Source organism: Serratia sp. H402Y (assembly GCF_051172415.1).
GTDB lineage: Bacteria > Pseudomonadota > Gammaproteobacteria > Enterobacterales > Enterobacteriaceae > Serratia > Serratia ureilytica.
In genome coordinates this window covers 41,133-64,926 of sequence record NZ_JBPIYZ010000004.1, presented here as the reverse complement: position 1 = coordinate 64,926, position 23,794 = coordinate 41,133, and the positions used below count along the sequence as shown (strand labels likewise).

Sequence of the window (23,794 nt, the reverse complement as noted above, 5' to 3'; positions counted from 1 at the left end):
CGTTATAAAGCGTGTTTATGGTCATTTTTCAGCAATATATCAAATTCATATTGTCTGTTGGCAGTGTAAAAAACCTGGGTTGATTCGGGTAACTTTGTCATGCAAACGTCATAAAACTGACATAAGATGCCCGGTTATCTTACGGCGTAAGCCCGATTACATCAGCGACAGCGAGACACATGACACAGACGACGGCAAATCAACATCCCCGAGATCGCCTGCGCGGGCGCATCGACCGCGGCGTGCAGGCGGCAGTGACCGCCTGCGGGCTGATGGTGCTGATGACGTTGATGCTGATCTTCGTTTATCTGCTGTTTGCGGTGCTGCCGCTGTTCAAACCGGCCTCGCTTGGGCAGGCTCAGCCGCTGCCGATTGCGGCGTCTTCCCCGGCGCTGGCGCTGGGCATGGACGTGCAGCAGCGCGTCGGTTATCGCATCGATGCGCAGGGCACGGGGCAATTTTATCGTCTGTCGCCGGCGCCGAGCGGCCAGGCCCAGACACCGCTGGCGCAGCAAACGCTGCTGGCCAAACCGGTGCTGCTCGCGCAGGCCGCCGGAGAGCGCGATCTGTTTGCACTGGCGCAGGCCGACGGCCGGTTGGTGGTGGCGCGCGCGGATTTCGCCACGGCGGAAAACGGCCGGCCGCAGTGGCTGTTCCCACTCGGGCAACCGCCGCTGGCGCTGGATCCTCAGCGCAAGCCGCTGAAGCTGTTGTCGCTGGCGGACGCGCATCGCGGGCAGTATCTGCTGGCCGGGGTGACCGACGATCGGCGGCTGGTGTTCGGCCGTTTCAGCCCGGATCGGCCGCCGCAGTTCAGCGAACGTCCGCTGGAACACGACGCAGAGCAGTTGGTGCTGACGCCGGATGGCCGCCAGCTTTACCTGCTGGCGGGCAACCGGCTGGCGCGTTACCAGATCGACGGCACGCAGCTGCAGCTGCGTGAAACGCGCACCTTGGGCGAACACGCCCCGTACCAGATGACGGCGCTGCCCGGCGGCAGCGCGCTGCTGATCAAGGGCGCCGACGGCAACCTGCGCGAGTGGTTCGAGGTGGAAAAAGAGCAGCGCTGGCGACTGACGCCGGTGCAGCATTTCGACCACGGCGCCGACGGGCAGGAGCTGACGGTGGCTGAACCTTATCGCCGGGTGTTCGCCACCCTGCGGCCCGATGGCGGCTTCTCGTTATTCTCCACGATCCAATCCCAGCCGCTGCTGAATACCCGTTTGGGCGCCGAGGTGCGGCAAATGGCGTTCGCGCCGCGCGGCGATGGCCTGCTGCTGGAGAGCGCGCAGGGCTGGCAGCGCTATGCGCTCGACAACCCGTATCCGGACGTCACCTGGCGTTCGCTGTGGGGCAAGGTGTGGTATGAGAACTACCCGCAGCCGGCCTATGTCTGGCAGTCTACCTCCGGCGAAGACAGCTACCAACCGAAATTCAGCCTGATGCCGGTGATCTTCGGCACCTTCAAGGCGGCGGCTTACGCGATGCTGTTCGCCATCCCGCTGGCCTTGGCCGGCGCCATCTATACCGCTTACTTTATGACGCCGGGGCTGCGGCGAGTGATCAAACCGGCTATCGAAGTGATGGGCGCGCTGCCGACGGTGGTGATCGGGCTGGTGGCCGGCATCTGGCTGGCGCCGATCATCGAGCAGTATCTGTTGGCGGTGCTGGCGTTGCCGCTGCTGCTGGCGGCGGCGGTGCTGCTGTGCGGCGCGTTGACCCATCGCTTTATGCCGCGCTGCCGGCCGGGCATCGATCTGCTGTTGCTGTTGCCGCTGCTGGCGTTGACGGTGTGGCTGGCGTTCAGCCTGGGGCCGTGGCTGGAGGTGGCGCTGTTCGGTGAGCCGCTGCATTTCTGGCTGGGGGATAATTATGACCAGCGCAATGCCCTGGTGGTGGGCGTGGCGATGGGGTTCGCGCTGGTGCCGATCATCTTCTCGCTGGCGGAGGACGCGCTGTTCAGCGTGCCGGCCACCCTGAGCCAGGGCTCTTTGGCGCTGGGCGCCACCCAATGGCAGACGGTGATCAAGGTGGTGCTGCCTTCCGCCAGCGCCGGCATTTTCTCCGCGCTGATGATCGGCTTTGGCCGCGCGGTGGGAGAAACCATGATCGTGCTGATGGCCACCGGCAACACGCCGATTATCGACGGCAGCCTGTTCCAGGGGCTGCGAGCGCTGGCGGCCAATATCGCCATCGAAATGCCGGAGGCGGTTTCCGGCAGCAGCCATTACCGCGTGCTGTTCCTGACTGCGCTGGTGCTGTTTGTCTTCACCTTCGTGTTCAACACGCTGGCGGAGGCGGTGCGCCTGCGGCTGCGCAAGCGCTACACGCCGAATCAGGAGGCGCCATGAAAAACTGGGTGAAGAGCGGGTCACCGTGGGTGTGGCTGACCGCCGGTTCGGTCGCCGTCAGCCTGCTGGCGCTGATCGGCATTCTGTTGCTGCTGGCCGGGCAGGGGATGCGCTATTTCTGGCCGAGCCCGGTTTATCAGTTCGAACTGAATCAGAACGGTGCCGGGCCGGTGACGGTGATCGGCGAGTTGTACCAGCAACAAAGCATTTCCCGGCGCCAGCTGGCTGAGGCGGGCGTCACGCCGCCGGGCGAGGCGCAGAACGTCGAACGTTATCTGATTAAGGTCGGCAACCGCGAGCGCGAGGGGCAGGATTTCCGCACCTTGCTGGCCAGCGATATCCGCAGCCAAAGCACGCCGCGCAGCCTGCTGGTGCTGGAACGCGACAGCCACGGCACCGCTTACGGCTATCTGGCGGGGCTGCTGGAAGACGGGCAACCGCTGACCGGCCGCAATCTGGGGCAGGCGTTGCAGCAGCGCCTGCCGCAAATCGCCGCGCTCTCACGCCAGGCGCACGACATTCAATTCCGCGACATGGCGCGCATCAATCAGCAGTTTGACGCGCTGCGGCTGCGGGAAAAGCGCCTGCAGCGCGACGATAAGCTGGACGCCCGCGCACAGGACGCCATCAAGGCCGAACGGCTGGAGCTGCAGCGGCAGTATCAGCTGTTGTCCGAACGTCTGGCGGGGCTGAACCGCGATCGCCAGCGCGACGCGTTGCTGCTGCGCGACATGCACGGGCAGACGTTGACCATTCCGCTCAGCCAGGTGCGCGATGCCTGGTACCCGAACGCCATGAGCACCTCCGAGAAGCTGGCGCACTGGGGCGAGCAGGTGAAGAAGTTTCTCATCGACAGCCCGCGTGAGGCGAATACCGAGGGCGGGGTGTTCCCGGCCATTTTCGGCACGGTGTTGATGGTGATCCTGATGTCGATCGTGGTGATGCCGTTTGGCGTGATCGCGGCGGTGTATCTGCACGAATATGCCGGCAACAATCTGCTGACGCGGGTGATCCGCATCGCGGTGGTCAATCTGGCCGGCGTGCCCTCGATCGTCTATGGCGTATTTGGCCTCGGCTTCTTCGTCTATATGATAGGCGGCACGCTCGATCAGCTGTTCTATCCTGAATCCCTGCCCAACCCGACCTTCGGCACGCCCGGCGTGCTGTGGGCGGCGCTGACGCTGGCGCTGCTGACGCTGCCGGTGGTGATCGTCGCCACCGAGGAAGGGCTGTCGCGCATACCCACCTCGCTGCGGCAGGGCTCGATGGCGCTGGGGGCCAGCCGGGCCGAGACGCTGTGGCGCATCGTGCTGCCAATGGCGGCGCCGGCGATGATGACCGGTCTGATCCTGGCGGTGGCGCGCGCCGCCGGGGAGACCGCGCCGCTGATGCTGGTGGGGGTCGTGAAATCGGTGCCGGTGCTGCCGGTGGACGAGATTTTCCCGTATCTGCACCTTGAGCGGAAGTTCATGCATTTGAGCTTCCAGATCTACGATATGGCATTCCAGAGCCCGAGCGTGGAGGCGGCGCGGCCGTTGGTGTTCGCCACCGCCTTCTTGCTGGTGACGATCGTGGTGAGTTTGAATCTGGCGGCGATGGGCATCCGCCATTCGCTGAGGGAGCGGTACCGAGCATGGTCGCAGTAACAATGACGCTATTTTTGGGGAGTGCGTAATGGGTTTGATGACGCCAGGCAGTTTGCCCCGGCTGGATGTCCAGCATCTCGACGATGAACAGACCGCGCTGGCGGTCAACGGCCTGAACCTGTTTTATGGTGACAAACAGGTGCTGCACGATATCTCGCTGCGTATCCCGAAACACCGGGTAACGGCCTTGATCGGCCCTTCGGGCTGCGGCAAATCGACGCTGCTGCGCTGTTTCAACCGCATGAACGATCTGGTGGACAACTGCCGCATCGAGGGCGAACTGCAGCTGAACGGCGCGGCGATCTCCGGCGCGCAGATCGACGTGGCGGCGCTGCGGCGGCGGGTGGGCATGGTGTTCCAGCGGCCGAACCCGTTCCCGAAATCGATCTATGAAAACGTGGTGTACGGCCTGCGCTTGCAGGGCGTGCGCGACCGGCGCTTGCTGGATGAAGCGGTGGAGCGTTCGCTGCGCGCCGCCGCGCTGTGGCATGAGGTGAAGGACCGGCTGCGCGAAAACGCCTTCCGCTTGTCCAGCGGCCAGCAGCAGCGCCTGGTGATCGCGCGCGCCATCGCCATCGAGCCGGAAGTATTGCTGCTCGACGAGCCGACCTCGGCGTTGGATCCGATCTCCACGCTGACCATCGAAGAGCTGATTTCGGCGCTGAAGCAGCGTTACAGTGTGGTGCTGGTGACGCACAACATGCAGCAAGCGGCGCGCGTCTCCGACTACACCGCCTTTATTCATCAGGGGCGGCTGGTGGAATACAACGACACCGACGCTATTTTCACGTCGCCGCGTCAGCGCCGCACCGAGGATTATATTACCGGGCGGTATGGGTGAGGGGAGAGCGACGGAGGTTTTCGCTCCGTCGCCGGCAATGGCCGTTGCAGTCGGCCTGCGTCTGTTGTTTTATTTTACCCGCGCATTAAGCCGGCATGAATTAAGGCATGGCATAAGTCTGATTGCCGGCGAGTTTGTTTTATTCATCTTTCATCATGTGGAATTCAATCCATTCTCTGCAATTTATTATCAACCACAATTATGTTGTCGGTGATGATCAATATAATTTTTCATGTCGATAATGGCTGTGGCGGGCTCGGCGGTGCTGAAATGGTAATCCTTAATGCGCGCGGCCTTTAGCCGTAACCCGCAATACCAACCCCACCAACAACAACGCAGCGCCCGAGGCATAGAGCGGGAACCAGCGCGTCCACCAGAGCGGGGAAAACAGCGGGGTGCTGTTGGGATCTGCAGGCGCGTAGCCGCTATAGGTATTTAGACCGGCGGCGATGGCGAGCATCGCCAGGCCGATAAAAAGCAGCAGGTTTGAAACTTTAGCCATTTACGTTACTCCTTCGTAGAAATTCAGAGGAAAGGTTCTTGTTATTGCGGTGCGTTACTGTTTCATCCACTATTCCGGTTAAATACGCTCTTGGCTTTTTTATCAGCTCATTTTCCGGTAAAAATGGCATCACCGAATACTAGCCGGTTATTCGCCAATAAAAAACCCGCCAGCGCGGGTTTTCTCTTTTTTCTCGCAGACCGTCACTTCACCAGCGGCTTATCGCCCGGCGTTTTGAACTTCGCCAGATATTGCGGCTGGAAGATGCACATGCGCAGCACGGTGCGGTATTCGCCGTTGACGAAGAACTCGTCGATCAGCTCGCCTTCCACGTTAAAGCCCAGCTTGCTGTAGATGTGGATCGCCTTCGGGTTCTCCTTGTCGACGATCAGGTACAGCTTGTACAGGTTCAGCACCGAGAAGCCGTAGTCCATCGCCAGGCGGGCGGCGGTGCTGGCGTAGCCTTTGCCCTGGTGGGCGGGATCGATGATGATCTGGAATTCTGCGCGGCGGTGGATGTGATCGATCTCCACCAGTTCCACCAGGCCGACCTTGGCGCCTTCGTGCTCGATGATAAAGCGGCGCTCGCTCTGATCGTGGATGTGTTTGTCGTAGAGATCGGAAAGTTCGACAAAGGCTTCGTAGGGTTCTTCAAACCAATAGCGCATAACGCTGGCGTTGTTGTCCATCTGGTGGACGAACGACAGATCGTCCCGTTCCAATGGGCGTAACCTGACGCTGGCAGTGCTGGACATGTGGGCTCCTCTGTGCCGTGAAATTGTGCAAAGTATAACTTCACAGAATGGATGAAGGCGAAAAAAAACGGCGCCGCGTGGGCGCCGTTTAGGCAAGGTTCAGACTTCAGACGGTGCAGGTATTAGCTGGCCTGGCGACACTTATGGCCTCTGGTGGCAATGGAGTCTGCAATAAAATTTGTTCGGCGATTTCCGCCGATACTTTTTTAATCGCAACAATCAATTGAATTGCCGAATTTAGGACAACGCTTTTTATTTCTTCCACGCTTTTGCCGCGAAGAAACGAATGCAGGAAGACATCGCCAAACGCGCTATTGTTCAAGTCGCTGCGGGTTTTACAGGCCATCAGACGCTCAAATCCGTTATCGCTGTCATAGGGGCCTTCACAGAAAAATGCCGTTTCTACCGCGATTCGTTTGATCGCCATGAGTACAAATCCGTCCATCGAGGGGCTCTCCATTCGTTTTATTTAAGGAGCGGGCCGTGCGGATCAGGCCAGCGTCATTACCTTTCTCTTTCTGTTCTGCCAGCGCACCTGGCCCTCTCCCCAGGGTTTGAGCTTGTTGAAGCGCTTGATTGCCTGAGGTGCGAAACCGGGCCTGCAACAAAAATCGAGCAGCCATATCCTGTCTCCCTCATTCCATTCGGAAGGGTGAAGTGGGAACCCCGGATCGCGTTGCAATTGCGTTTCGGTGTCCTCCGTCAGACAGGCCCAGAGAACATAGGCCAGCGGTTGGTCATTGGTGTCGAAAAGAAACTTGATCTGCCCGTGCTGTATGGCAAATATCAAGCGCTCTTGAACGCTTTTTATCGGATGAAGGCTGTAATTTCGGTGATGTAACATGCAGCTCACGGCAAAACCAAGCTGCTCATAGTCTGACCATTGATCTTGGCCGCCGGCGGTTTCTCGAATATAGAGCGTCATGCTGGTTCATTTCTCCTGGAGGGGATGACAAGCGGCTGCCCGCCAAAGGTTTCTTTGGCGAAGGCCACCGCCTTTATCCGCATGTCGGTTAACAGTTGCCGCAAGCGTTGGTCGTCATCACCATTGGCCTCCACCAGAGCCGTGATTTCGTTGAGCATCTGTATTTTCCCGCACTGGGGGCGGGGCCGCAGCCTGAGGCGAGCCTGTTGCGCCATGCCTTTCTGAATAACGGTGGCATCGATTCCCTGGGCGCGGCAGGTTTCGACCAACCAATGATTGACCTGCGAGAAAGCGCGCAGGGTGCCCATAAAACGCGCATCCCGTGAGAAATCGTCATGCGTGGGGACGGGGTGCCCTTGGCTGCAGCGAATCAAGGTCACGACCAAACGTTCCAGCGGCGATTCGTCTCCCGCCATTTCCGCTGAGACATAGAGCTTTCGGCAACGGTGGATAAGCAGCTGCAGGAAACTGTTTGCCAGCCTCTCTAAGGGTTTTGGCGTCTCCGCCGGTGAGAGCAGGTCGATGGGAATGCCCAGTAGCGTCAAATAGCCGCGGCAACAGGCCTGCTGAAAAAAATGCCAGAAATAGGTTTTTACCTGTTGCTGGGCGATGGCAATGAAAGGCCGATCAAACAGGTACTTCCCAAGGTAGAAGCACAGCTCGGATAGGCTGTTCTGAATGATTGCCGGTTCTCTCATCAATTGTGCAAACTTGAGCTGGTATTCGAAATCGTAACGATGATCGCTGGGGAATAAACAGGTTAGCCCGTTAAAATCCAATACCCTACCGTCCATGGTGATGTTGGAGGATGAGGTGGTCAACATCAGGAAGCGGGTGCGGCAAAACGCCATTTGCCGAGCCAGACGTTTGGTGAGCTCATACATCCCCTCAAGGCAGCGGCGCCGCGGATCGCGAGCGGCCTGTTCGCTGAAGCCCGCGGTGGGGACCGGCAAATAGTCCGGCAGGCGGCGAAGCACGGATTTAACCCGTTGAACGTCATGCATGAGCTGCCCTGCATATTCCGCTTTGGGCCGGAAGTAGGGCGTTCGTTCAAAATGTGCCGGGCGGACCAGGGGCTCGCGAACCAGAAGGGCGCGGCGAGAGCGGCCCTTTGTGCGGGTGAAATCCCCATGGGTATAGCTGTCGGTGAGCAAAATCGCGTGGGTGCGCGCGGCGCCATAAGGCAACGTCTGCGCCAGCATTTCGCTCCATAGGGCTTCATAGATCGCCTGTTCGGCGCGCAGTTCGCCATTGGAGTGATACCAATCCGAACCTTGCCCGACCAGCGGATTAGCACCGATTCCTTTCACCTGGTAACGGCCATCAAAACCGCAGCGGGCGCCGCCGCCGTTACGTTGAATACCGCCTCCGCCGTAACGTTCCGCGTGGAAAACTTTGACGGCGCCTGGCGTATCGGGAGTGACCAGATAGCTGCACGCGGCGTGCAGCGCTTCGCCGTCTGCCTTTTCTTCGGCGGACCAAATGAGAGAGGACGTAACCCGGTGTGCCGTGAAAGGCACTAAATTTTCCGCCAGGTCCTTAAGTAAAAAAGAATCGCTCATTGGGTGATGTACTCTATGGTGTAGTTCAGTTCTGATACGGACGTGCGCTGCGCGAAACGAGCAAAAGCGGCGTCCAGATGCCCGGCGATATCGCGCAATGCTTCCGCCCTGGCCATCGCGGGGTGATCGCAGTCGATGTCGATATTTTGTATTCGTCCATGTACATAGGGGCGCCAGGCCTCCAAATCCAACCAGTCTTCTGCGCGCGGCGCTGCTGCCGTGAAGAACAGCAAATTACCGTAGAAGTGGCCGTGTTCCGACTGGCCGACCAGGCGGCGGCTATTAATCACCACGTCAATCAAGCGGTCGAGCGTGCCGTCATCCAGACTGGCCAGGGCGCTGCCGTGTTTTCGCAACAGGGCGATTGTTTCCGCGCGTTGCAGGATCTCGCCTTTCGGCACGACCAGCGAAGGCAATTCTTGATCGAAGGGCAAGGCGATGCCCGCAATGAACAACAGGGCGGCCAGCGCCAGGCTCTCCTCCTCTTCGCCATTGAGCGTTTCAAAAGCGAAGCGTCGCCACAGATCGCTGGGATAGGCATCCATCATCGCCAGCAATTCGACCTGCTGATCTTGTTGCTCTAGGTGGATGGCGACATTGTGGGCGATCATGCCGCCAACCGACCACCCGATGATCCAGTAAGGCCCCTCGGGCTGATGGGCGCGTATGCGCCTGGCATATTCTGCGGCCATTTCATCCATCGTTCGGGTGATATTGCTGCCCGGCGTCAGGCCTTGAGCTTGCAAGCCGACGATTTCACACGGCGTTTTGAGAAAACGCGCCAGGCCGCTGTAACACCAGGCGATGCCACCGGCCGGATGGATGCAAAACAGCGTCGGCAGCGCGTTTTGCGAAGCGCCGGCGCCAGGGCGCAGCAGCAGTGTGGCATCGAGCATATCCGGCGCTGAGTGCTGGCCTTGTTCGGCCAGCGCCCGGGCTGAAGGATGAGCAAAGATACTGGCGATGGTGATTTGCCAACCCAGGCCGGCGTTAATGCGGGCGGCGACATCAACGGCGCTCAGCGAGTTGCCTCCCAGTTCGAAGAAGTTGGCTTCAGGCGCCACGGCAGGCAGGCGCAGCGCATCGGCAAAATATTCGCACAGCCGTTGCTCCGTCAGGGAGGAGGGAATGCCACCGCCCTGTGATTGCGGGCTTTGCGGAGCGGGCAGCGCTTTTCTATCCAGTTTGCCATTGCGGCTGAGCGGCAGTTCGGAGAGAAACACCAGGCACTGCGGCAGCATGTAGGCAGGGAGATATTCCCGGCAGAGCGCTAGTAAGGCTTTTTCATCGGCCTCGGCGCCGCTGGCCACGACATAGGCGACAATGCGCCCGTCATGCATGTTGGCGCAGGACTGGAGCACCTGCGGATGTCGATTGAGAACCGCGTCAATTTCCTCCAGCTCAATACGCTGCCCGTGTATTTTTATCTGGTGATCCAGCCGCCCCAAATAGTCTATTTCGCCATTCGGGCGCCAGCGCGCCAGGTCTCCCGTGCGGTAAAGGCGCTTGCCGTCCGCCGTGGCGAAAAACCGTTCTGCCGTCAGCTCGGGTTGGCCCGCATAGCCGTCAGCGAGACAAATGCCCTCAATGTGCAATTCCCCTTCGATGCCAATGGGGGTGGTGTTGCCGAAGGGATCCAGCACGTGGATGCGCGTATTCCAAATGGGGCGGCCGATAGGCACGCTGCGCTTCTCGTCGCTGCAGCTCAGCGCGTGGTAAGTGACATCAATGGCGGCCTCCGTCGGGCCGTAAAGATTATGCAAAGGCGCCGTCAGCAATGTCCGCTGCCGTTGGGCCAGCTCCGGCGACAAGGCTTCCCCGCTGGCGAATACCCTGAGCAGCGGCAGCGGTTCGGGCCTGCGTTCGACTGCGTCGAGAAACAGCGCCAGCATCGATGGAACAAAGTGCAGCGTTGTGATGCGATGCTGCACGATGCAATTCAGCAGGTACGCCGGATCGGTATGGCCGCCGGGCCGCGCCATCACCAAGGTTGCGCCCCCGATCAGCGGCCAGAAAAACTCCCAAATCGACACATCAAAGGTGGCCGGCGTTTTCTGCAGCACGCGATCCTGCGTTCCGAGAGGATATTCGGCCTGCATCCATTGCAGGCGATTGGCCAAGGCAAGATGGCTCACGATCACCCCTTTTGGGGCGCCGCTGGAACCGGAGGTGAACAGAATATAAGCCGGATCTGCGCCGCTTTGCCGCGTGACGAGCGGCAATGCCGCGTCGCCCTGATGGGCGGCTAGTGAGTACAGCGCGGCGAGATCGAGCCGGGGAACGCTGTCCGGCAACCTGTCGTCATCGGCGCGATCGGCTATCAGCAATGCCGCATTGGCCTGCTCGAGCATCTTTTGCTGTCGCCGCGTCGGCAGTTCGGGCGACAGCGGCAATAGCGTGGCGCCGGCACGCATAATGGCCAGCAGAACCACTTCTAAGGCTACGCTGCGTTCAAGTGTGACGGCGATCACCTGGCCGCGAGCGCCTTGCAGATGGCGTTCAAGGGCATGCGCGCACCGCCGTGAGCGCAGTTCCAGCGCCGAATAGCTCAGCCGTTCGTTTTCGTCGAGCACGGCTAGCTGATGCGGAGTGGCTTGAGCCTGTTTGAGGAACAGGCCGAGGATCGTGTTGGCGGGTAACGGCTGGGCGGTGTCGTTCCATTGCGCGATTAACGCCAGTTCCGCCGGTGCTGGCAGCGTCAGTTGTTGCAGCGGAAGGGTCGGCGCCGCAACCAACTGCATGATCCAATGCAACAGCCGCCGCACATGCAATTGCAGCTCTGCGTGATGATGGCGCGCGGCATTGGCGATAAGACGCAGGCGGCGCGGTTGCAGGTCCGTACCCAGTTCCAGGTGGAGGTTAAGATCGCGTACGGGGCCGGTGGCGATATGTTTGACCGTGGCGCTTAGCTCCGCAAAATCGAGCGTCGCAGGCGGAGGCAAGATGTTCAGTTCGATGCCGTAAAGGGGCAGAGTATCGCCTACCCTGCCGATGGCTCGGCCGATCCATTCTCCGCGGTAGCGCTGGTGCGCGAGCAGCTCGCGCCGGCTGCGGGCGACGGTGGCGCAAACGTCGCGAAAGTGCGCGTGTTGCGGCAAATCCAGCAGAAGCGGCAGGATATTGCTGCGTGTGACCGCCGCCTGGGCGCCATAAGTATCAAGCCGCCCCATGCAGGGCAGGCCGAACAACAGTTGCCGCTCGCCCGACTGACAGCGGGAGAAATAGCTGGCGAACGCGCTGAGCAAGATGTCGGATAACGCGATCCCGCTGCTTTGGTAGAAGCAGCCCAGGGCTAGCGCCAGCTCGGTATCGATAACGGTCTCGACTTCCAACGTGTGCTCGGCCATGGCTTGCGCTGGCGCACCCAGAAAGGTCGGCGCAGGCAACTGCGCGCAGCGCTGCATCCAGTAGCGGTGATCGTCCGCATATTGCGCGCTCTGCCTGTAGAAGACGTCGTCCTGGCAGAGCGTGGTCAGTTTGACAAAGCGGCTGGGGAGAGGCGGCGTTCCTTGCAACAGCGCTCGGTAATGCTCCCCCGCACGGCGGTGGAGCAGGGAATAGGCGTAGGCGTCGAAAGCGATATGGTGTATTCGGGAAAACCATATCGCTTCGCGTTCATTCAAAACATACAGCTGATGTTCATGAAGATGTAAATTCTCCGGTCCCTGTTCCCGTTGCGTTATCTGTTCCATCGCGCGCCAGGCGAGCGCCTCCGGGTCTGCGTGATGGCTGAGATCGCAGACGGTCACGCGGCCAGCAGGCTGGCGGATGCCGAAAGACGGAGTGCCATCGATATCGAGGAAACGGTGGTTGAGCACCTCAATATCCTGCAGAGCCAGTTCGATGGCGTTGAGCAATAATGTCCGATTAATTTCACCGTGCAGGCGCAGGGCTTGCGCCGTCGCATAGAGTTTGGAAGAGTGGCTCGCTTGCGATGCGTACCATACGCCCTGCTGGGTGTCCGCCAGGGGGGTATTATTAAGGGATGAATCATTCATTTTTTCTCTGGCTCCTGTTCTGGAGTGGTACTCAAGTGCCTTGTCACCAGGCTTTCCATTTTCTTTTGGCCTGCAAAATCAAATCAATATCTCTGTGTAATTGATATTCAGTGCTTTGGGTTTTTCACCTAGCGCGATTTCATTCAATGAATGCCCTGCGCTCTTCGTTGGCGACAATGACCGGCGGGGGAAATTGCCTTGCCCTTATCGCCAAGGTCATCGCAAAATCTTCTGCCGCGTTTCGCCGGGCATACCGCAATAAATTAAGTAGCTATCATTTTTTAATCGCTATTGGGCCGCACCCCGGCGGCGACGCGCGGCTTGCTTTTCGCCGGCTCTCTGTTGCGCCCGGCATTATTTTCCCTTTGTCGCTGCGCGAATGGCCGGCAGCACAAACAGTGAGGCGATAAAGCTGATGAATACGCCATAAGCGATACTGATCATCTGCATTTTTCCGCTGACCATCATGGGGAACACCAGCTCATGCGCGTGGCCAAACGTGGTGAACGTGATGTCGTTGAACAGCAACATGCTCAACAAGGCGCCAATGGAAGAGCCTGCCAGGCCCAGCAAGAGGGTTTGGCAGAGATAAGACACATCAATAACCCTGCCGAATCCCAGCAACAGCGTTATTGCCAGCTGGTCTTGTTGGTTGGCAATGAGCGATTCACACAGCGCGATGATGCCCGCAGTCACCGACACCCCCGCCAGCAATGAAAATAACAGGCCGAACCACAGCAGCACCTGGCCCAACCCTTCGCTGCTGCCGGCATAGTAGGTTCGGCTGTCGCTAATGGCGACTCGGTCATTGAGCGTCCCCTGGATGGCTTGTTGCAGTTGCTCGACAGAGGTGACATTGCTGGTCAATGCCACCAGGTTGTAATCGAGTCCCGCGCCCCAGCTGGTGCGGATATGTTCCAGATCGGCCATGAACTCGGACTGCCGCGGCGAACCGCCGGTGGTAAATTCACCGACGATTTTCCAATCGCGGTCGTGCAGGCGTATGGTCTCGCCCACGTGGAACGCCGGATAATGCCGCGCCAATGACGCGCCGACGACGAGCTCATTTTGCCCCGGCTGAAATGCTCTGCCGCGGGTGAGGGTGACCAGCGGTTGCCCGTTGTTCGCGTTCATCAGCGTGAATGCCGCCGGCGTTACGCCGCGCACCAGATACTCTTTCTCCACGTTGTCTGGGCGGAGCCGCACCAGGACAACCCACTCCGGCGAAGCCGCAACAAGGCCGGGCAAGCGCGAAAGTTGCGCCGCCTGCGTTCGCGTTATCGTGCTGGTCAGTTCGGAAGAGGAGTCTTTGCTTTGCGCAAAATACAGGCCGGGTTCCGCACTCGACTCCAGCGCGCCGATCAGCCCTGCGCGCAGTGAAAATAACGATGTCACAATGACCGCGAGAAAAATGAAGCTGGATAGAATCGCGGTGAAATAAAGCGGCCGCCGCCACAGGTTGCGTAATCCAATGCCCAGCAATATCCCGAGCTGGTGGATTTTCGAGGATGAACGCGGGTTCATTTTCTCTCCTCCTGCAGGCGAGCGATTTGCAAGAGGGAGGGTAATGCGCAGACCAGGGATAAAATAAAGACCAGCAGGAGGCCGATGGCATAATCCTGGAAATGCGGCTCAACGGCGTTTAATACGGCGGGGAACAGCGTCGGCAACAGCAGAATAAAAATAACCGACAACACTATGCCCACGATGGCACCCGCCAAGGTGATGGCGCCGAGTTGCACGGCAACCGCTTTAATCAACTGTGATTTGCGAAAACCCAGATAATTAAGGGTGCGGTAGTCGCTCAAGGCTTTATGCGTCATGACATAGAAGTTGGTGCTGAGCAGCAGCGCCAATAACAGGCACAGCGCCAGATTGACCCAAAAAATCACGCGATGGAAATCGAACAATTTACTCATAAACAATTTTATATGCAGGCGTACGGGGGCTGTCTGCGTGGTGCCGCGCAACCGCTCCGCGCCAAACAGGGCATCAATCTGCCGGGATAGGTTCTCGGCAGACATGCCGGGTTTAGGGGTCGCCATGAAAAAACTCACCAGCCGCTTGCCATTTTGTCTCACGCTGTCGAGGTAGTCATAATGCATCCAGACCGCGGGAGGGGTGTCGGTTTGGGTTTCTTCAACGATGCCAGTAATGTAAAGATCGAGAATGGGGTTAGGCGCGAGCTTCCAAATCGCGGATGAAAGCGGCAGCCGATCGCCCGCTTTTAAGCGATATTGCGCCGCAAAACGGCTGTCGACCAGCACGCCTTGCCGGTCATTCTGCCAACGCTCCAGTAAGCCCGGCGCTATTTTTAAAGAGGGGATCATGGCGAAGTAGTGTTGGTCTTCTACCGCGATAGCGGGCACGAACCATCCGGGGTGGCGATAGTAAGCACCGACCCAAACTCCCCAGCTCAGCCGATCCAACGCCGGCAGTTGACTCATTTTCTGATGATAAAACTGCGGCAGCAGCATTTGGGAACTGAGTGCATTCAGCACCAGTAGCCGGTTGTCTGCGCCGGGCGGATCGCTTGCCTTTAAGCTGAAGGCGCGATCAAAGGTCAGCATGAGCAGCAGCAACATGACGCCGCTGGCGATAAACAGCAAGATCATGATAAATCTTCTCGACTGCTCAGTGGCGGAGCGCCACAACCAGAGGTAAAACACGGCTCTCATGGCATATCCCTACGGATCAGCTTGCCGTCCCTGAGTTGGAATTGGCGCTGTGCCCGCGCGGCGACCTGAATATCATGCGTCACGACGATGATAGCCTTGCCCTGCTCCCGGCTCAGTAGCGTCATAATATCCATAATTTCCTCCCCCGCCTCCTGGCTGAGATCGCCGGTAGGCTCATCGCACAGCAGCAGATCCGGATTAGTGACTATCGCACGCGCAATGGCCACGCGTTGGCGCTCTCCTCCGGAGAGTTCATCCGGCAAGTGGCGGCGCCGGTGTTCCATCTGAACCAGCTCCAGCGCGGCGTCGACGCGTTGCCGGCGCTGTTTGGCGTCCATATGCCAAAGGTGCAGGGGGAGGGCGACATTCTCTTCGGCGCTGAGCACGGGCAACAGGTTATAAAACTGAAAGACGAAGCCAATATGGCGGGCTCGCAGCGAGGTGCGTTCTTCAGGTCGCAGCCGATGCAGCGAATGCCCTTGCAAAAATACCTCGCCCCGATCGCAGACATTAACGCCGGAGATCAGATTGAGCAGCGTCGATTTCCCTGAGCCGGATGGCCCCATGATGCTGACCATCTCGCCGCCGTGCAGGCTAAAATCAAGATCGTGCAATACCGTGATGTGCTCGCGCCCTTTTTTATAGTCTTTGCCGGCCTGTTGCAGTTGTACGACCGGATCGCTCGGCGCGGTTGCCGTTTTATTCATAAAAATCTACCTGAATTGACATATTATGTTTCAGCCAGGGCTGTTGCTGAGCGAGCTTGATAATGACTAAAACCGCCGCGCGTTGCTCATCCACCACCGAAGAGATAAGGCTGACGGTGCCTGAGATCTGTCGATCGGGGAGGCCATCCGGCTTGATTGTCACTCGTTGTTGGGGCGCGACTTTCGCCAGCTGGCTTTCGGGCAGCCAAACTTCGGCATCAAAATCATCCAAACCGACAATGGTGGCGATCCCCGTGCGGGTGAAACCGCCGCCGGCGGAAATGGGCGAGACCGTTTCCCCCGGGGAGGCGTCTAACGACACCACCTGGCCGTCGAAGGGCGCGCGGATAATCGTACGCAACAGGTCGATTTCACTGGCTTTTATCTGCCAGCCCACTTGTTGTAATTCTGCCTGATATTGGCGGCGCTGCGCCTCGAACGAATCCAACTCCGCTTTGGCGCTATCGACATCATCCTGGCTCACATAGTTGAGCGGCAACAAACGGTTCAATCGCTGCAGCTGATTGCGCGCGCGCGGCAGGCGGGACTCTGTCTGCGCGAGTTTGCCCGCCGCGATTTGCTGGCTGGCCTGGAGCGACGCAAGCTGCGCTCTTAGCGAACGCCCGTCGAGTGATGCCAATCGCTCGCCTTTTTTTACCTTGTCCCCGCGTTGCACATAAATCTCTTGCACCGTTCCCGTAATCTCTGCCGAAACGGTGGAGAGGCGCGAGGCCTTGATGAATCCTGCGGCCGTGACTGCAGATGCGGCCGCCGCAGGGGGCGCTGGCTCGACAGGTGCTGCGGTGTTGGCCTGAGGCTCGGCGGCGCTGGCGCGCTCGGCCGCTGCTGGCTGGGTAAACCATGCCCTGCCGGCAACGAGACCTAAGGCTAACGCCAGCGCAATCGCTCCGACGAGCGCCGCTTTGCGCCATGGCCGCCCGCGCGGCGGAGTATGAGGCGAGTTCAGCAGGTGCAACGCCTGCTGGCGGACGGCGTTGCGCGGTGCCTCTGAAGATGGGGAACGCATAGGTGCTTAACGATCCCCTACTGTCAGACGCAAGATCACACCAATGAAGAGCAGAGCGGCTCCCGAAGCGTAAAGTGGGAACCAGCGCGCCCACCAGTTGGTGGAGAACAATGACGCACCGTTGGCGTTGCTCGCCGTGTAGCTACTGTAGATATTGAGGGCCAGGGCGACAGCGAACATGACGAGGCCGATAATAAGCAGCAAGCCTGATACTTTATGCATGGGATTTCTCCTTCAGAGGGGACATAAGAGAGGCGTCGAGGTAATCGCCAGGGATGACCATCTCAGTGTGAATTTCAGTGAGATAGGTTTCATTCTTCACTTCCATCCAACTGTTTTCCGGTGACGGGAGAGCCTCTCGGAAGACTAACCAGTCAACTTTTCGCGCCAGTAGCAGCAATTGGTCAAGGCAATGTGAATTGCCCAGCCTGCACCACATCGGCTTGCGAATCTTGTCGTTGTTAAATGACTGCCAGCTAAGATGATCGTTGAATTGCCCGTTCACATAGCTGTCTGTCGGAATGCCGTTCTTCAGTAACAATGCCAACAGGCGCGCCGGATGCTCCGCCGCCTGATGCCCGGACAGCTCATGGAAAATGCGGGAAGAGCGGACCCACCAGGTTTCACGGATCAGGACACAGTCTTCCTCCTCCATGCGCGGGGCATGGCGGAAGTCATGATCCAGCTCATTGGCCATCAATCGCTTGTAGGCGGGGCGGCCAATCTGCACCGGTTCGGCCAGTACGGTAAGCAGGTATTTGGTTCCCCAGGCCACCATCGGCGTCGCCGCGCCGAGGTAACATAATTGGAACGCTTGTCCCTGGTTGTCCGTCAGCTTCAGCAGGCCGCTCTGCGTATCATGATGCAGTTGGAGCCGGTCGAGCGTCAGGTCGCCGGCAACCTGAGGCGGCTCATCCAGGCACAGATGATGAGCCGCCAGGCGGGCCTGAGCCTGGAGATTGCTGGACTCGCCGCTGACGCTGAAGGTTAATGGCAGCGCCGGCGCGGCGAACTGGCGCAGCCAGTTTTGCAACTGATGGCGCCTGTCGTCGGCCTGGCTGTCGTTGGTCAACGTGGTGCGCGCCAACTGCCAGCCGATACGCGAATACGCATTGTTGATGACCACTTTGCCCCGGGGATGCGCTAGCTGCCCCACATGACGGGCATCCAATTGCAGGAAGAGCGTTACCGGCAGCTTCAGGGCGGCGGGATTGATATTGTGCTGCCGCCAGCGGGCCGTTGTGGCGGCGGACTGCGAGATACGTTGTTGGGTGAATTGAATAAATCCCTGCCAGCTCTGCTGCAAAAACAATGAGACATCGGTGCAGTGGCCACCTGCGCCGTATTTGTCGATAAAGTTCTGCAGCAGCCAGAGGTACTCCTGCGACAACGTGGCGCGTTTGGCCACCGCTTTCGCTACGCGGGCAAGTACATTGGGAATGAAAGCGTCAGGCAATGTCATCCTGATCCCTTCCCGCCAGGCGTCTTCATATAAAATATTGCGAATTTCGGGCATCTGATGGCGGGTCAGCCGCTCCCAGCTCTGTTGAATCGTCTGTTGAGCCTGCTCAAGCAGCGCAACGCGCTCCGCGTTTTCTGCCGCACCAAAGCGTTCGGGCAGTTCGGGCAGGTTGCGCAGAGCGTCGCTGGAGAGCTCCGCCGGCATCAGCGCCAAAACATCGGCCAGAGGGGCAGGATGATGCGTTCCCCACTGTAATGTCGGGCGCAAGACGTCCTTGCGCACCAGCTTTCTCAGCAGTCTTTCCGCTTCGGACGGGGCCATCCCAGCCAGTTCGAAATGCGTTCGCCACGCGCTCCAGCTTTGCTGGTGGCTGGCGCTCAGAACGGCGTCGATTTCCGCCGCCTCCAGGCCCAGGACAAATTGCTGCTCTTCGTTCCATAACAAACCGTGGCGTTTCTCATAGCGATAGAAATGGCCGCGCATCTGGCTGGCGGAAATGCGTTGCAAGGAGGGGTTACGGCACAGCGGCAGGTCATGTTTCGCCAACCAGAGCTGCGTATACAGCGCGTCGCGCAAGGCTAATGCGATGGAGCGGTTGAGGTGTACGGTCGAGGTCACCTTGCCTTCACCGGTTTGCAGAGTGGCTTCGCCGGCCGAGCTTTCAAACGGGACCAGGCTAAAAGAGGAAAAGGTGCTGAATGGGCTGACTTTGCCCGCCGCTCGAATCATGTAGGCAAACAAGGAGCGCTCTACGCGCCGGCGCCGTTTGGCCGGCCAACTCTGCCAATTTTGTTCCAGATCGCAAAGCAACTGCGGGGAGGCAAGGCAGAGCGCCCGGCGCAGAGCCGGTTCGTTGGCGGCTTTGAGCAACAAGGCCTGCGTCTGTTCGTTGACACGCTGCCAGCGTTGGTTAAAGGTTGCCGCCAACTGCCGGCGCTCATTCGCTATCGCCAACCATTCGGTCAGTTGCTCCAGAGCGGCTGAGTCGTAATGCGCCAACCAGGCGCGCACTTCGGCAGACAGGTTGAAATAGCGATCGTTGAAGATATGGCGGCGACAGCGAATCATATCCTGGCGAACGCTGTCCGCCGAGGGTAATGCGATATTCGCATGCAGCCTGGCGATAAGCGCCTGCCCGAGTTGCCGCCAGGCCGGCTCCTGCAAGTGGTGTTGCCGGATAATCGCGGATAAATCATCCGGAAGTTGGCTGACATAGTGCGCCGGCAGGCCTGCGGTGCGCAGCATGATAAAAGGGGCGACGAGCAACAAAGGCTGCGCGGGTAACGTCATGATAATACTCCAGATGCCAACCAGTTATTCACCTTCTGCCAACTCACGAAGCTTAACCAACCCATCGCCGCCGCCATGCAGAGGCTGTAAAGCAGGCAATAACTGCGGAATAGGCGGCGGCCTCGGGCAGACCACTCGCGGGTTTTCTTATTGGCGCCGGGTTGGGCAAAAGCGCGAAATGCCCGCGTGGCATCCGAAAGCCGAAAAGGGGTGAGATTGAAAAGCAGGCCGAACAGTATCAACAGCAGTAACGGCCGTATCGCGGTGGCGACGGCGCTTTCACTCAGCGCCGCGAGCGCTCCCAGACACAAGAGATCCATCAATGGCCCTGCCATCGCCACCCAGGCCTTCATGCCGCGCAGTGGGAATAGCGCGATGGCGCTGGTGTTGACAAACACGGAGGGCAGCCACCAGCCGCGAAATTGCAGACCTGCCCCCAGAACCGGGCAGCCGTAAAGACGGCAAACGACGGCATGCGCCATTTCATGCAAAAACAGCCATAACGGTATGCCGACAAGCATCACCATCAGCTGGACGCTGGCCCATTCGCCCTGCAGCAGCCAGGCGTTTAGCCCTGGCAAACACGCGATGAAACGCCACAAGGCAGCGGCAATCGCGAGGCTCAGCAGGCCGTAACCTAACCCGCGCGGGACAACCCGCAGCACGGTGGCGATTTTATGTGCGGCGCGATCGGGGTTAGGCAGCTGATATCGCCCGGCCACTTTCGCCGCCGCAGGCGGCTTTTGCGCGCCATCAACGATCATATTCGCCTGTTTCAACCGCAGCAGAAACGCGGACAGCGCCTGTTGGCACTGTTCGGGCGTTGCGTTCGGGTGGTGTTCTGCCAGCTCCGCCAGGAGGGCCGCCATGGAGCTGCCCCCTTGCAGCTGTTGGGCAAGCCGGGCAGAAAACCCACTCAGCTTTAACGGCGCATTACTGTTTTCTTGCAGCAACAGCGCCACATTCGCCTGCGGAGAGATCAGTTTCACATCCTCGTTTAAACGCAACAGGGGGGATGCAGGCGGCATGTTAAACACCCTCTGCCGGCGGAGGGGACGCCAGCACTAGACAGAACAGCGGCGCCTCGCGATAGCCGTCGGCGCCCGCGTGGCGAATGAGCCCTTCTTCGATCACGCCTCCCGCCAGCGTTCCGGTCAAGCCGCAGTCCAGCGCCGCCAACCAGCACTGCATCGCGCTTGCCGCGGCGTTTTGCAGCTGCATGCGGTATCCCGCCGCGCCATGGTCATGCAGGGTCTTTTCAAGATCGGCAACCCACATCAGCAACGCGCCGGCTTTATGGAACGCTAATTGATTGATGCAATCAGCCAAATGTGCGCGGCCAAACCCGCTATCCCGTTTCCGCCAGTAACGGCGATCTGCCTGACTGCACTGATAAATGCCCGCGGCAAGTTCGCCGCTGGCTTCCGGCAGCAATATCCAGGGTTCCATTGGCAACGCCGGCATCCCGCGCAGGCGGCTTTGTTCAAGACCGGCATGCGCGACGGCGATCAGGGTATTCAGCCAGGTTTCCGGGAACGGGCTATCGGCATAGTCATACGTCGCCCTGCGGCGCTCCAGCAACGCGGAGAGCGGCTCATCGCGGTGCACAGTCGCCAGTGATGAAAGAGCAGCGGGCGTGGGCGACGCTGGCGCGGCGGCCGGCCGTGGGCGGTGGCTAACGGCGACCAGGCTGCTCGCCGTTTCATAAAGTGGAGCAGGGCACGGCTCACCCTGTGACGGGGGCGCTTGCACATGCAAGACCTGGCAGAGGATATGGGGGTTATCCTGTTGCGTGAAGAAGAGCAATGACGCCAACCATTGCAGGTCGACGCCATGATCTTCTCTCAGCGTCCAGCCCGCCGCGCGCGCGGAAAGCGCGCAATATTGATTAACCACTCCAGCGTCAAGGTTAACGATGTTATAGCTGAAGTCGTTATATTTGCCGCGCACGCGGTTCAGGTTGCCGCTGATAATGAGTGAAATCGGCTCTTCGGGATGCTGGAGCAAGTGTTCCAATTGCTGGCAGTCAATGCCGTCAATCCTGACGAGCTGGTGCTTTTCACCGAGATAGAACCAGGCCCCGCAAGGTATCTCCGGCAGCGGCCGGCGGACGACCACAAACATATCGCACGAGAGCAGTTGCCCACCGCTGGGCGCGATGCGGCGTAATGTGCCGTCTTCACCTTTTTGATAACCCGTGGCGTGGCGCAGCAACCAGCCCAGATTGGCCAGTGTCAACGGTTGTGACGGCATTGCCGACATTCGCCAGGGCGGCGGACAGCGCTCCGCCAATGCGCTGTCGGGCAGGTTGATATGCTGCTGCCCATGCAGCCTGACCGGCCTTGAGGCGTGGCGGTTGAGGTTATCCAGCGTGAAGTGCATCTGATGCGAACGCGGTGGCAACAAGCCCTGCGGCGGCAAGCGTGTGCCGATATGGTGCTGCCAGGCAGTAAATGCCTCTTCCCCCGGCGGCAGATAGGCGGCATGGCCTAAACCGCTTAGCGCGGTACCGGGAATGCGGGCGACCTTATAGGCTAAGGTGTACTCCCCCTCGCCCCGATGGCTATGGGAAACGACCTTGTTGAGGTAGCTTTCAGAGGACAGCCCGAGCAGAATTTGCCCCAGCTCATGGGCGGCATAGACGGCGCGGAACGCCACCTCTTGCCGATCGTTGGCGGGCGATGGCTGCTCACATTGCGTGCGTGCGCATTGATAACTGGCGCTGATGTTCGGGAGGGTATAAGGGCCCACCAGCGTGCGATCCGCGCCAATAATGCAGCTCAGATAACGCACGCCGGCCTGGTGCAACCCATCGGCGCATGCCTGGCGGAAAACGTCGGACTCGCTGCCGTCAAAAATGATCAGTGCATCATCCCAGGGGAGGGCGCTGGACGTTGGGCGCTCGGTCAGAACGTCAATGCTGGCGGCCATAGGCGCCAACGCGTGTTGCAGCAGCGATGACACATCTTCCGGGCAAACCAGGGCGAGCCTGCGGCGGCGGGCGGACTGCAGCGCCGCAGTGCGGTTGGCGTGCAGGCGGGTATTGTCGACAAAGCGGCCGCAATAGCTTGCCAAATGGCTTGGGGCGCCGTCATCCAGGCCTTCACCTTCTTCAAGGAAGCCATAGCGAAACAGTAAGGACAGCATGCCCAGGGCATTCTCGCGGCTCATGGTCGCGTCGTCGGTCAGCACGCTTTCCAGCACGTTGACGCCATCGAGGCGCTCGAGGAAGACCGCCAGCGTGTTTATCCCCTGAACGCAGGTCAGGATGCGCGGCTGATAGGCGCCATACACGGCTACGCGGGTATCGCTTTCAGGAATGAAAATCAGTTCCGGAATTAATTTGGGGCGCTTGGGCAGCAAAGCGTAAAGATCGTTATGGTGGCTAAACTGTGCGCCCGACAAGACGGTCGACATATGAGTGGCTTTCATTAGCGTAAGGCTCCTTCCAGGTGTTCGGCCAACAAGGCCGTGCCCTGAGCCTGCGAAATATGCCGGTTTTCACGGCAGCTGCAGCCGTGTAACGCCACCACGGAACTGCTCGCGGTGCGATTGCTGCCAAAGCTCACGGCGGTCAGTTTGCCGAATTGGTCTTCGGGGAGCTGCGCATACTGCTTTAACCGTAATCCAGCCATCAGCACCAGCGCCGGCGTATATCCGCGCAATGCGTTCTGCGGCTGCTGTTCATGATATCGCTGCAGGTTCAAATCCATCATTGCCGTACGCGGCGTTTCGGCGAGGCTGAGCAGGCGCTTCGCCGCACAGGCATAACAGGCGGTTCGGCCTGGGATGACTAGGGGGCCGCAAAACAGCATATGGTCGTTCAACACGGTGCAAGCGTGAGGGATCCCGGCGCGAAACAGCTGCGTGGTGAGCTGTTCAAGCTTAAGCGGCGCGCCGCCGGATAGCGCGATCCCGACGAACGAAGCCTTGCTGTCGGCCCAGGAATAGTTCAGTGCGGTTGCCAATGTCAGTTGAGAGATCCCTTCCTGGCAGTGCATATAATCGGCCACGTCATTGCCGAACGCGGTGTCACTGACGATAATCATT

Annotated in this window: 18 protein-coding genes; 3 read left to right on the top strand and 15 right to left on the bottom strand. The window is 59.5% G+C overall.

Going from position 1 to position 23,794, the window contains the following annotated elements:
- Window positions 1–179 precede the first annotated feature (179 nt).
- The 3 genes from ACSBQS_RS18770 to pstB are packed head-to-tail and all read left to right on the top strand — an operon-like array spanning window position 180 to window position 4,838.
- Window positions 180–2,351 (top strand): ABC transporter permease subunit, encoded by a 2,172-nt coding sequence (locus tag ACSBQS_RS18770; RefSeq protein ID WP_434991274.1) that lies wholly within the window; start codon window positions 180–182, stop codon window positions 2,349–2,351.
- Window positions 2,348–3,997 carry a phosphate ABC transporter permease PstA gene (gene pstA, locus ACSBQS_RS18765; RefSeq protein ID WP_033644042.1) on the top strand — a complete coding sequence of 550 codons (1,650 nt, stop codon included), beginning with the start codon at window positions 2,348–2,350 and terminating at the stop codon, window positions 3,995–3,997. The genes ACSBQS_RS18770 and pstA overlap by 4 nt, the downstream gene beginning before the upstream one ends.
- Window positions 3,998–4,025: 28 nt before the next feature.
- Entirely contained in the window at window positions 4,026–4,838 is an 813-nt protein-coding gene (gene pstB, locus ACSBQS_RS18760; RefSeq protein ID WP_004941613.1) for a phosphate ABC transporter ATP-binding protein PstB, read from the top strand.
- A gap of 280 nt (window positions 4,839–5,118) precedes the next feature.
- Here pstB and ACSBQS_RS18755 read toward each other — a convergent pair whose 3' ends face one another.
- The 15 genes from ACSBQS_RS18755 to ACSBQS_RS18685 form a co-directional block, all read right to left on the bottom strand.
- Window positions 5,119–5,340: a hypothetical protein gene (locus ACSBQS_RS18755; protein ID WP_033644041.1), complete on the bottom strand. Its 222-nt coding sequence runs from the start codon at window positions 5,338–5,340 to the stop codon at window positions 5,119–5,121.
- A 203-nt stretch (window positions 5,341–5,543) separates the two neighbouring features.
- On the bottom strand, window positions 5,544–6,095 hold the full coding sequence (gene speG, locus ACSBQS_RS18750; RefSeq protein WP_033644040.1) for a spermidine N1-acetyltransferase: 552 nt from the start codon (window positions 6,093–6,095) through the stop codon (window positions 5,544–5,546).
- Window positions 6,096–6,201: 106 nt separating this feature from the next.
- Window positions 6,202–6,540, bottom strand: coding sequence for a hypothetical protein (locus ACSBQS_RS18745; RefSeq protein WP_033644039.1), 339 nt, complete (start codon window positions 6,538–6,540; stop codon window positions 6,202–6,204).
- Window positions 6,541–6,585: 45 nt separating this feature from the next.
- On the bottom strand, window positions 6,586–7,020 hold the full coding sequence (locus tag ACSBQS_RS18740; RefSeq protein ID WP_033644038.1) for a toxin-activating lysine-acyltransferase: 435 nt from the start codon (window positions 7,018–7,020) through the stop codon (window positions 6,586–6,588).
- Window positions 7,017–8,582: a hypothetical protein gene (locus ACSBQS_RS18735; RefSeq protein WP_047025625.1), complete on the bottom strand. Its 1,566-nt coding sequence runs from the start codon at window positions 8,580–8,582 to the stop codon at window positions 7,017–7,019. The genes ACSBQS_RS18740 and ACSBQS_RS18735 overlap by 4 nt, the downstream gene beginning before the upstream one ends.
- Window positions 8,579–12,580: an amino acid adenylation domain-containing protein gene (locus tag ACSBQS_RS18730; RefSeq protein ID WP_434991273.1), complete on the bottom strand. Its 4,002-nt coding sequence runs from the start codon at window positions 12,578–12,580 to the stop codon at window positions 8,579–8,581. Before ACSBQS_RS18730 ends, ACSBQS_RS18735 begins: the two co-directional genes overlap by 4 nt.
- Window positions 12,581–12,934: 354 nt before the next feature.
- Window positions 12,935–14,062, bottom strand: a complete 1,128-nt coding sequence (locus tag ACSBQS_RS18725; RefSeq protein WP_434991272.1) for an ABC transporter permease — start codon at window positions 14,060–14,062, stop codon at window positions 12,935–12,937.
- A gap of 38 nt (window positions 14,063–14,100) precedes the next feature.
- Window positions 14,101–15,195, bottom strand: coding sequence for an ABC transporter permease (locus ACSBQS_RS18720; RefSeq protein ID WP_434991271.1), 1,095 nt, complete (start codon window positions 15,193–15,195; stop codon window positions 14,101–14,103).
- Between the two features lie 59 nt (window positions 15,196–15,254).
- Window positions 15,255–15,965, bottom strand: a complete 711-nt coding sequence (locus tag ACSBQS_RS18715; protein WP_047025626.1) for an ABC transporter ATP-binding protein — start codon at window positions 15,963–15,965, stop codon at window positions 15,255–15,257.
- On the bottom strand, window positions 15,958–16,992 hold the full coding sequence (locus tag ACSBQS_RS18710; RefSeq protein ID WP_434991270.1) for an efflux RND transporter periplasmic adaptor subunit: 1,035 nt from the start codon (window positions 16,990–16,992) through the stop codon (window positions 15,958–15,960). Before ACSBQS_RS18710 ends, ACSBQS_RS18715 begins: the two co-directional genes overlap by 8 nt.
- Before the next feature lie 6 nt (window positions 16,993–16,998).
- Complete coding sequence (locus ACSBQS_RS18705) at window positions 16,999–17,214, bottom strand: hypothetical protein (RefSeq protein ID WP_033644030.1); 216 nt, start codon at window positions 17,212–17,214, stop codon at window positions 16,999–17,001.
- The gene (locus tag ACSBQS_RS18700; RefSeq protein WP_033644029.1) at window positions 17,207–19,744 is read right to left on the bottom strand and encodes a lantibiotic dehydratase; all 2,538 of its coding nucleotides are present in this window, start codon (window positions 19,742–19,744) and stop codon (window positions 17,207–17,209) included. The genes ACSBQS_RS18705 and ACSBQS_RS18700 overlap by 8 nt, the downstream gene beginning before the upstream one ends.
- The gene (locus tag ACSBQS_RS18695; RefSeq protein ID WP_033644028.1) at window positions 19,741–20,772 is read right to left on the bottom strand and encodes a PqqD family peptide modification chaperone; all 1,032 of its coding nucleotides are present in this window, start codon (window positions 20,770–20,772) and stop codon (window positions 19,741–19,743) included. The genes ACSBQS_RS18700 and ACSBQS_RS18695 overlap by 4 nt, the downstream gene beginning before the upstream one ends.
- 1 nt (window position 20,773) lies before the next feature.
- Window positions 20,774–23,176 carry a nitroreductase family protein gene (locus tag ACSBQS_RS18690; RefSeq protein WP_060660375.1) on the bottom strand — a complete coding sequence of 801 codons (2,403 nt, stop codon included), beginning with the start codon at window positions 23,174–23,176 and terminating at the stop codon, window positions 20,774–20,776.
- On the bottom strand, window positions 23,176–23,793 hold the full coding sequence (locus tag ACSBQS_RS18685) for a hypothetical protein (protein WP_021504405.1): 618 nt from the start codon (window positions 23,791–23,793) through the stop codon (window positions 23,176–23,178). The genes ACSBQS_RS18690 and ACSBQS_RS18685 overlap by 1 nt, the downstream gene beginning before the upstream one ends.
- Window position 23,794: the final 1 nt, after the last annotated feature.

Excerpts from the sequence above, each read along its gene's own strand:
- ACSBQS_RS18770 (WP_434991274.1), top strand. The coding sequence starts at position 180 with ATGACACAGACGACGGCAAATCAACATCCCCGAGATCGCCTGCGCGGG.
- ACSBQS_RS18685 (WP_021504405.1), bottom strand. The coding sequence starts at position 23,793 with ATGATTATCGTCAGTGACACCGCGTTCGGCAATGACGTGGCCGATTAT.
- ACSBQS_RS18735 (WP_047025625.1), bottom strand. The coding sequence starts at position 8,582 with ATGAGCGATTCTTTTTTACTTAAGGACCTGGCGGAAAATTTAGTGCCT.
- ACSBQS_RS18720 (WP_434991271.1), bottom strand. The coding sequence starts at position 15,195 with ATGATCTTGCTGTTTATCGCCAGCGGCGTCATGTTGCTGCTGCTCATG.
- ACSBQS_RS18700 (WP_033644029.1), bottom strand. The coding sequence starts at position 19,744 with ATGACGTTACCCGCGCAGCCTTTGTTGCTCGTCGCCCCTTTTATCATG.
- ACSBQS_RS18745 (WP_033644039.1), bottom strand. The coding sequence starts at position 6,540 with ATGGACGGATTTGTACTCATGGCGATCAAACGAATCGCGGTAGAAACG.
- ACSBQS_RS18705 (WP_033644030.1), bottom strand. The coding sequence starts at position 17,214 with ATGCATAAAGTATCAGGCTTGCTGCTTATTATCGGCCTCGTCATGTTC.
- ACSBQS_RS18710 (WP_434991270.1), bottom strand. The coding sequence starts at position 16,992 with ATGCGTTCCCCATCTTCAGAGGCACCGCGCAACGCCGTCCGCCAGCAG.
- ACSBQS_RS18730 (WP_434991273.1), bottom strand. The coding sequence starts at position 12,580 with ATGAATGATTCATCCCTTAATAATACCCCCCTGGCGGACACCCAGCAG.
- pstB (WP_004941613.1), top strand. The coding sequence starts at position 4,026 with ATGGGTTTGATGACGCCAGGCAGTTTGCCCCGGCTGGATGTCCAGCAT.
- ACSBQS_RS18715 (WP_047025626.1), bottom strand. The coding sequence starts at position 15,965 with ATGAATAAAACGGCAACCGCGCCGAGCGATCCGGTCGTACAACTGCAA.
- speG (WP_033644040.1), bottom strand. The coding sequence starts at position 6,095 with ATGTCCAGCACTGCCAGCGTCAGGTTACGCCCATTGGAACGGGACGAT.
- pstA (WP_033644042.1), top strand. The coding sequence starts at position 2,348 with ATGAAAAACTGGGTGAAGAGCGGGTCACCGTGGGTGTGGCTGACCGCC.
- ACSBQS_RS18755 (WP_033644041.1), bottom strand. The coding sequence starts at position 5,340 with ATGGCTAAAGTTTCAAACCTGCTGCTTTTTATCGGCCTGGCGATGCTC.
- ACSBQS_RS18740 (WP_033644038.1), bottom strand. The coding sequence starts at position 7,020 with ATGACGCTCTATATTCGAGAAACCGCCGGCGGCCAAGATCAATGGTCA.
- ACSBQS_RS18695 (WP_033644028.1), bottom strand. The coding sequence starts at position 20,772 with ATGCCGCCTGCATCCCCCCTGTTGCGTTTAAACGAGGATGTGAAACTG.
- ACSBQS_RS18690 (WP_060660375.1), bottom strand. The coding sequence starts at position 23,176 with ATGAAAGCCACTCATATGTCGACCGTCTTGTCGGGCGCACAGTTTAGC.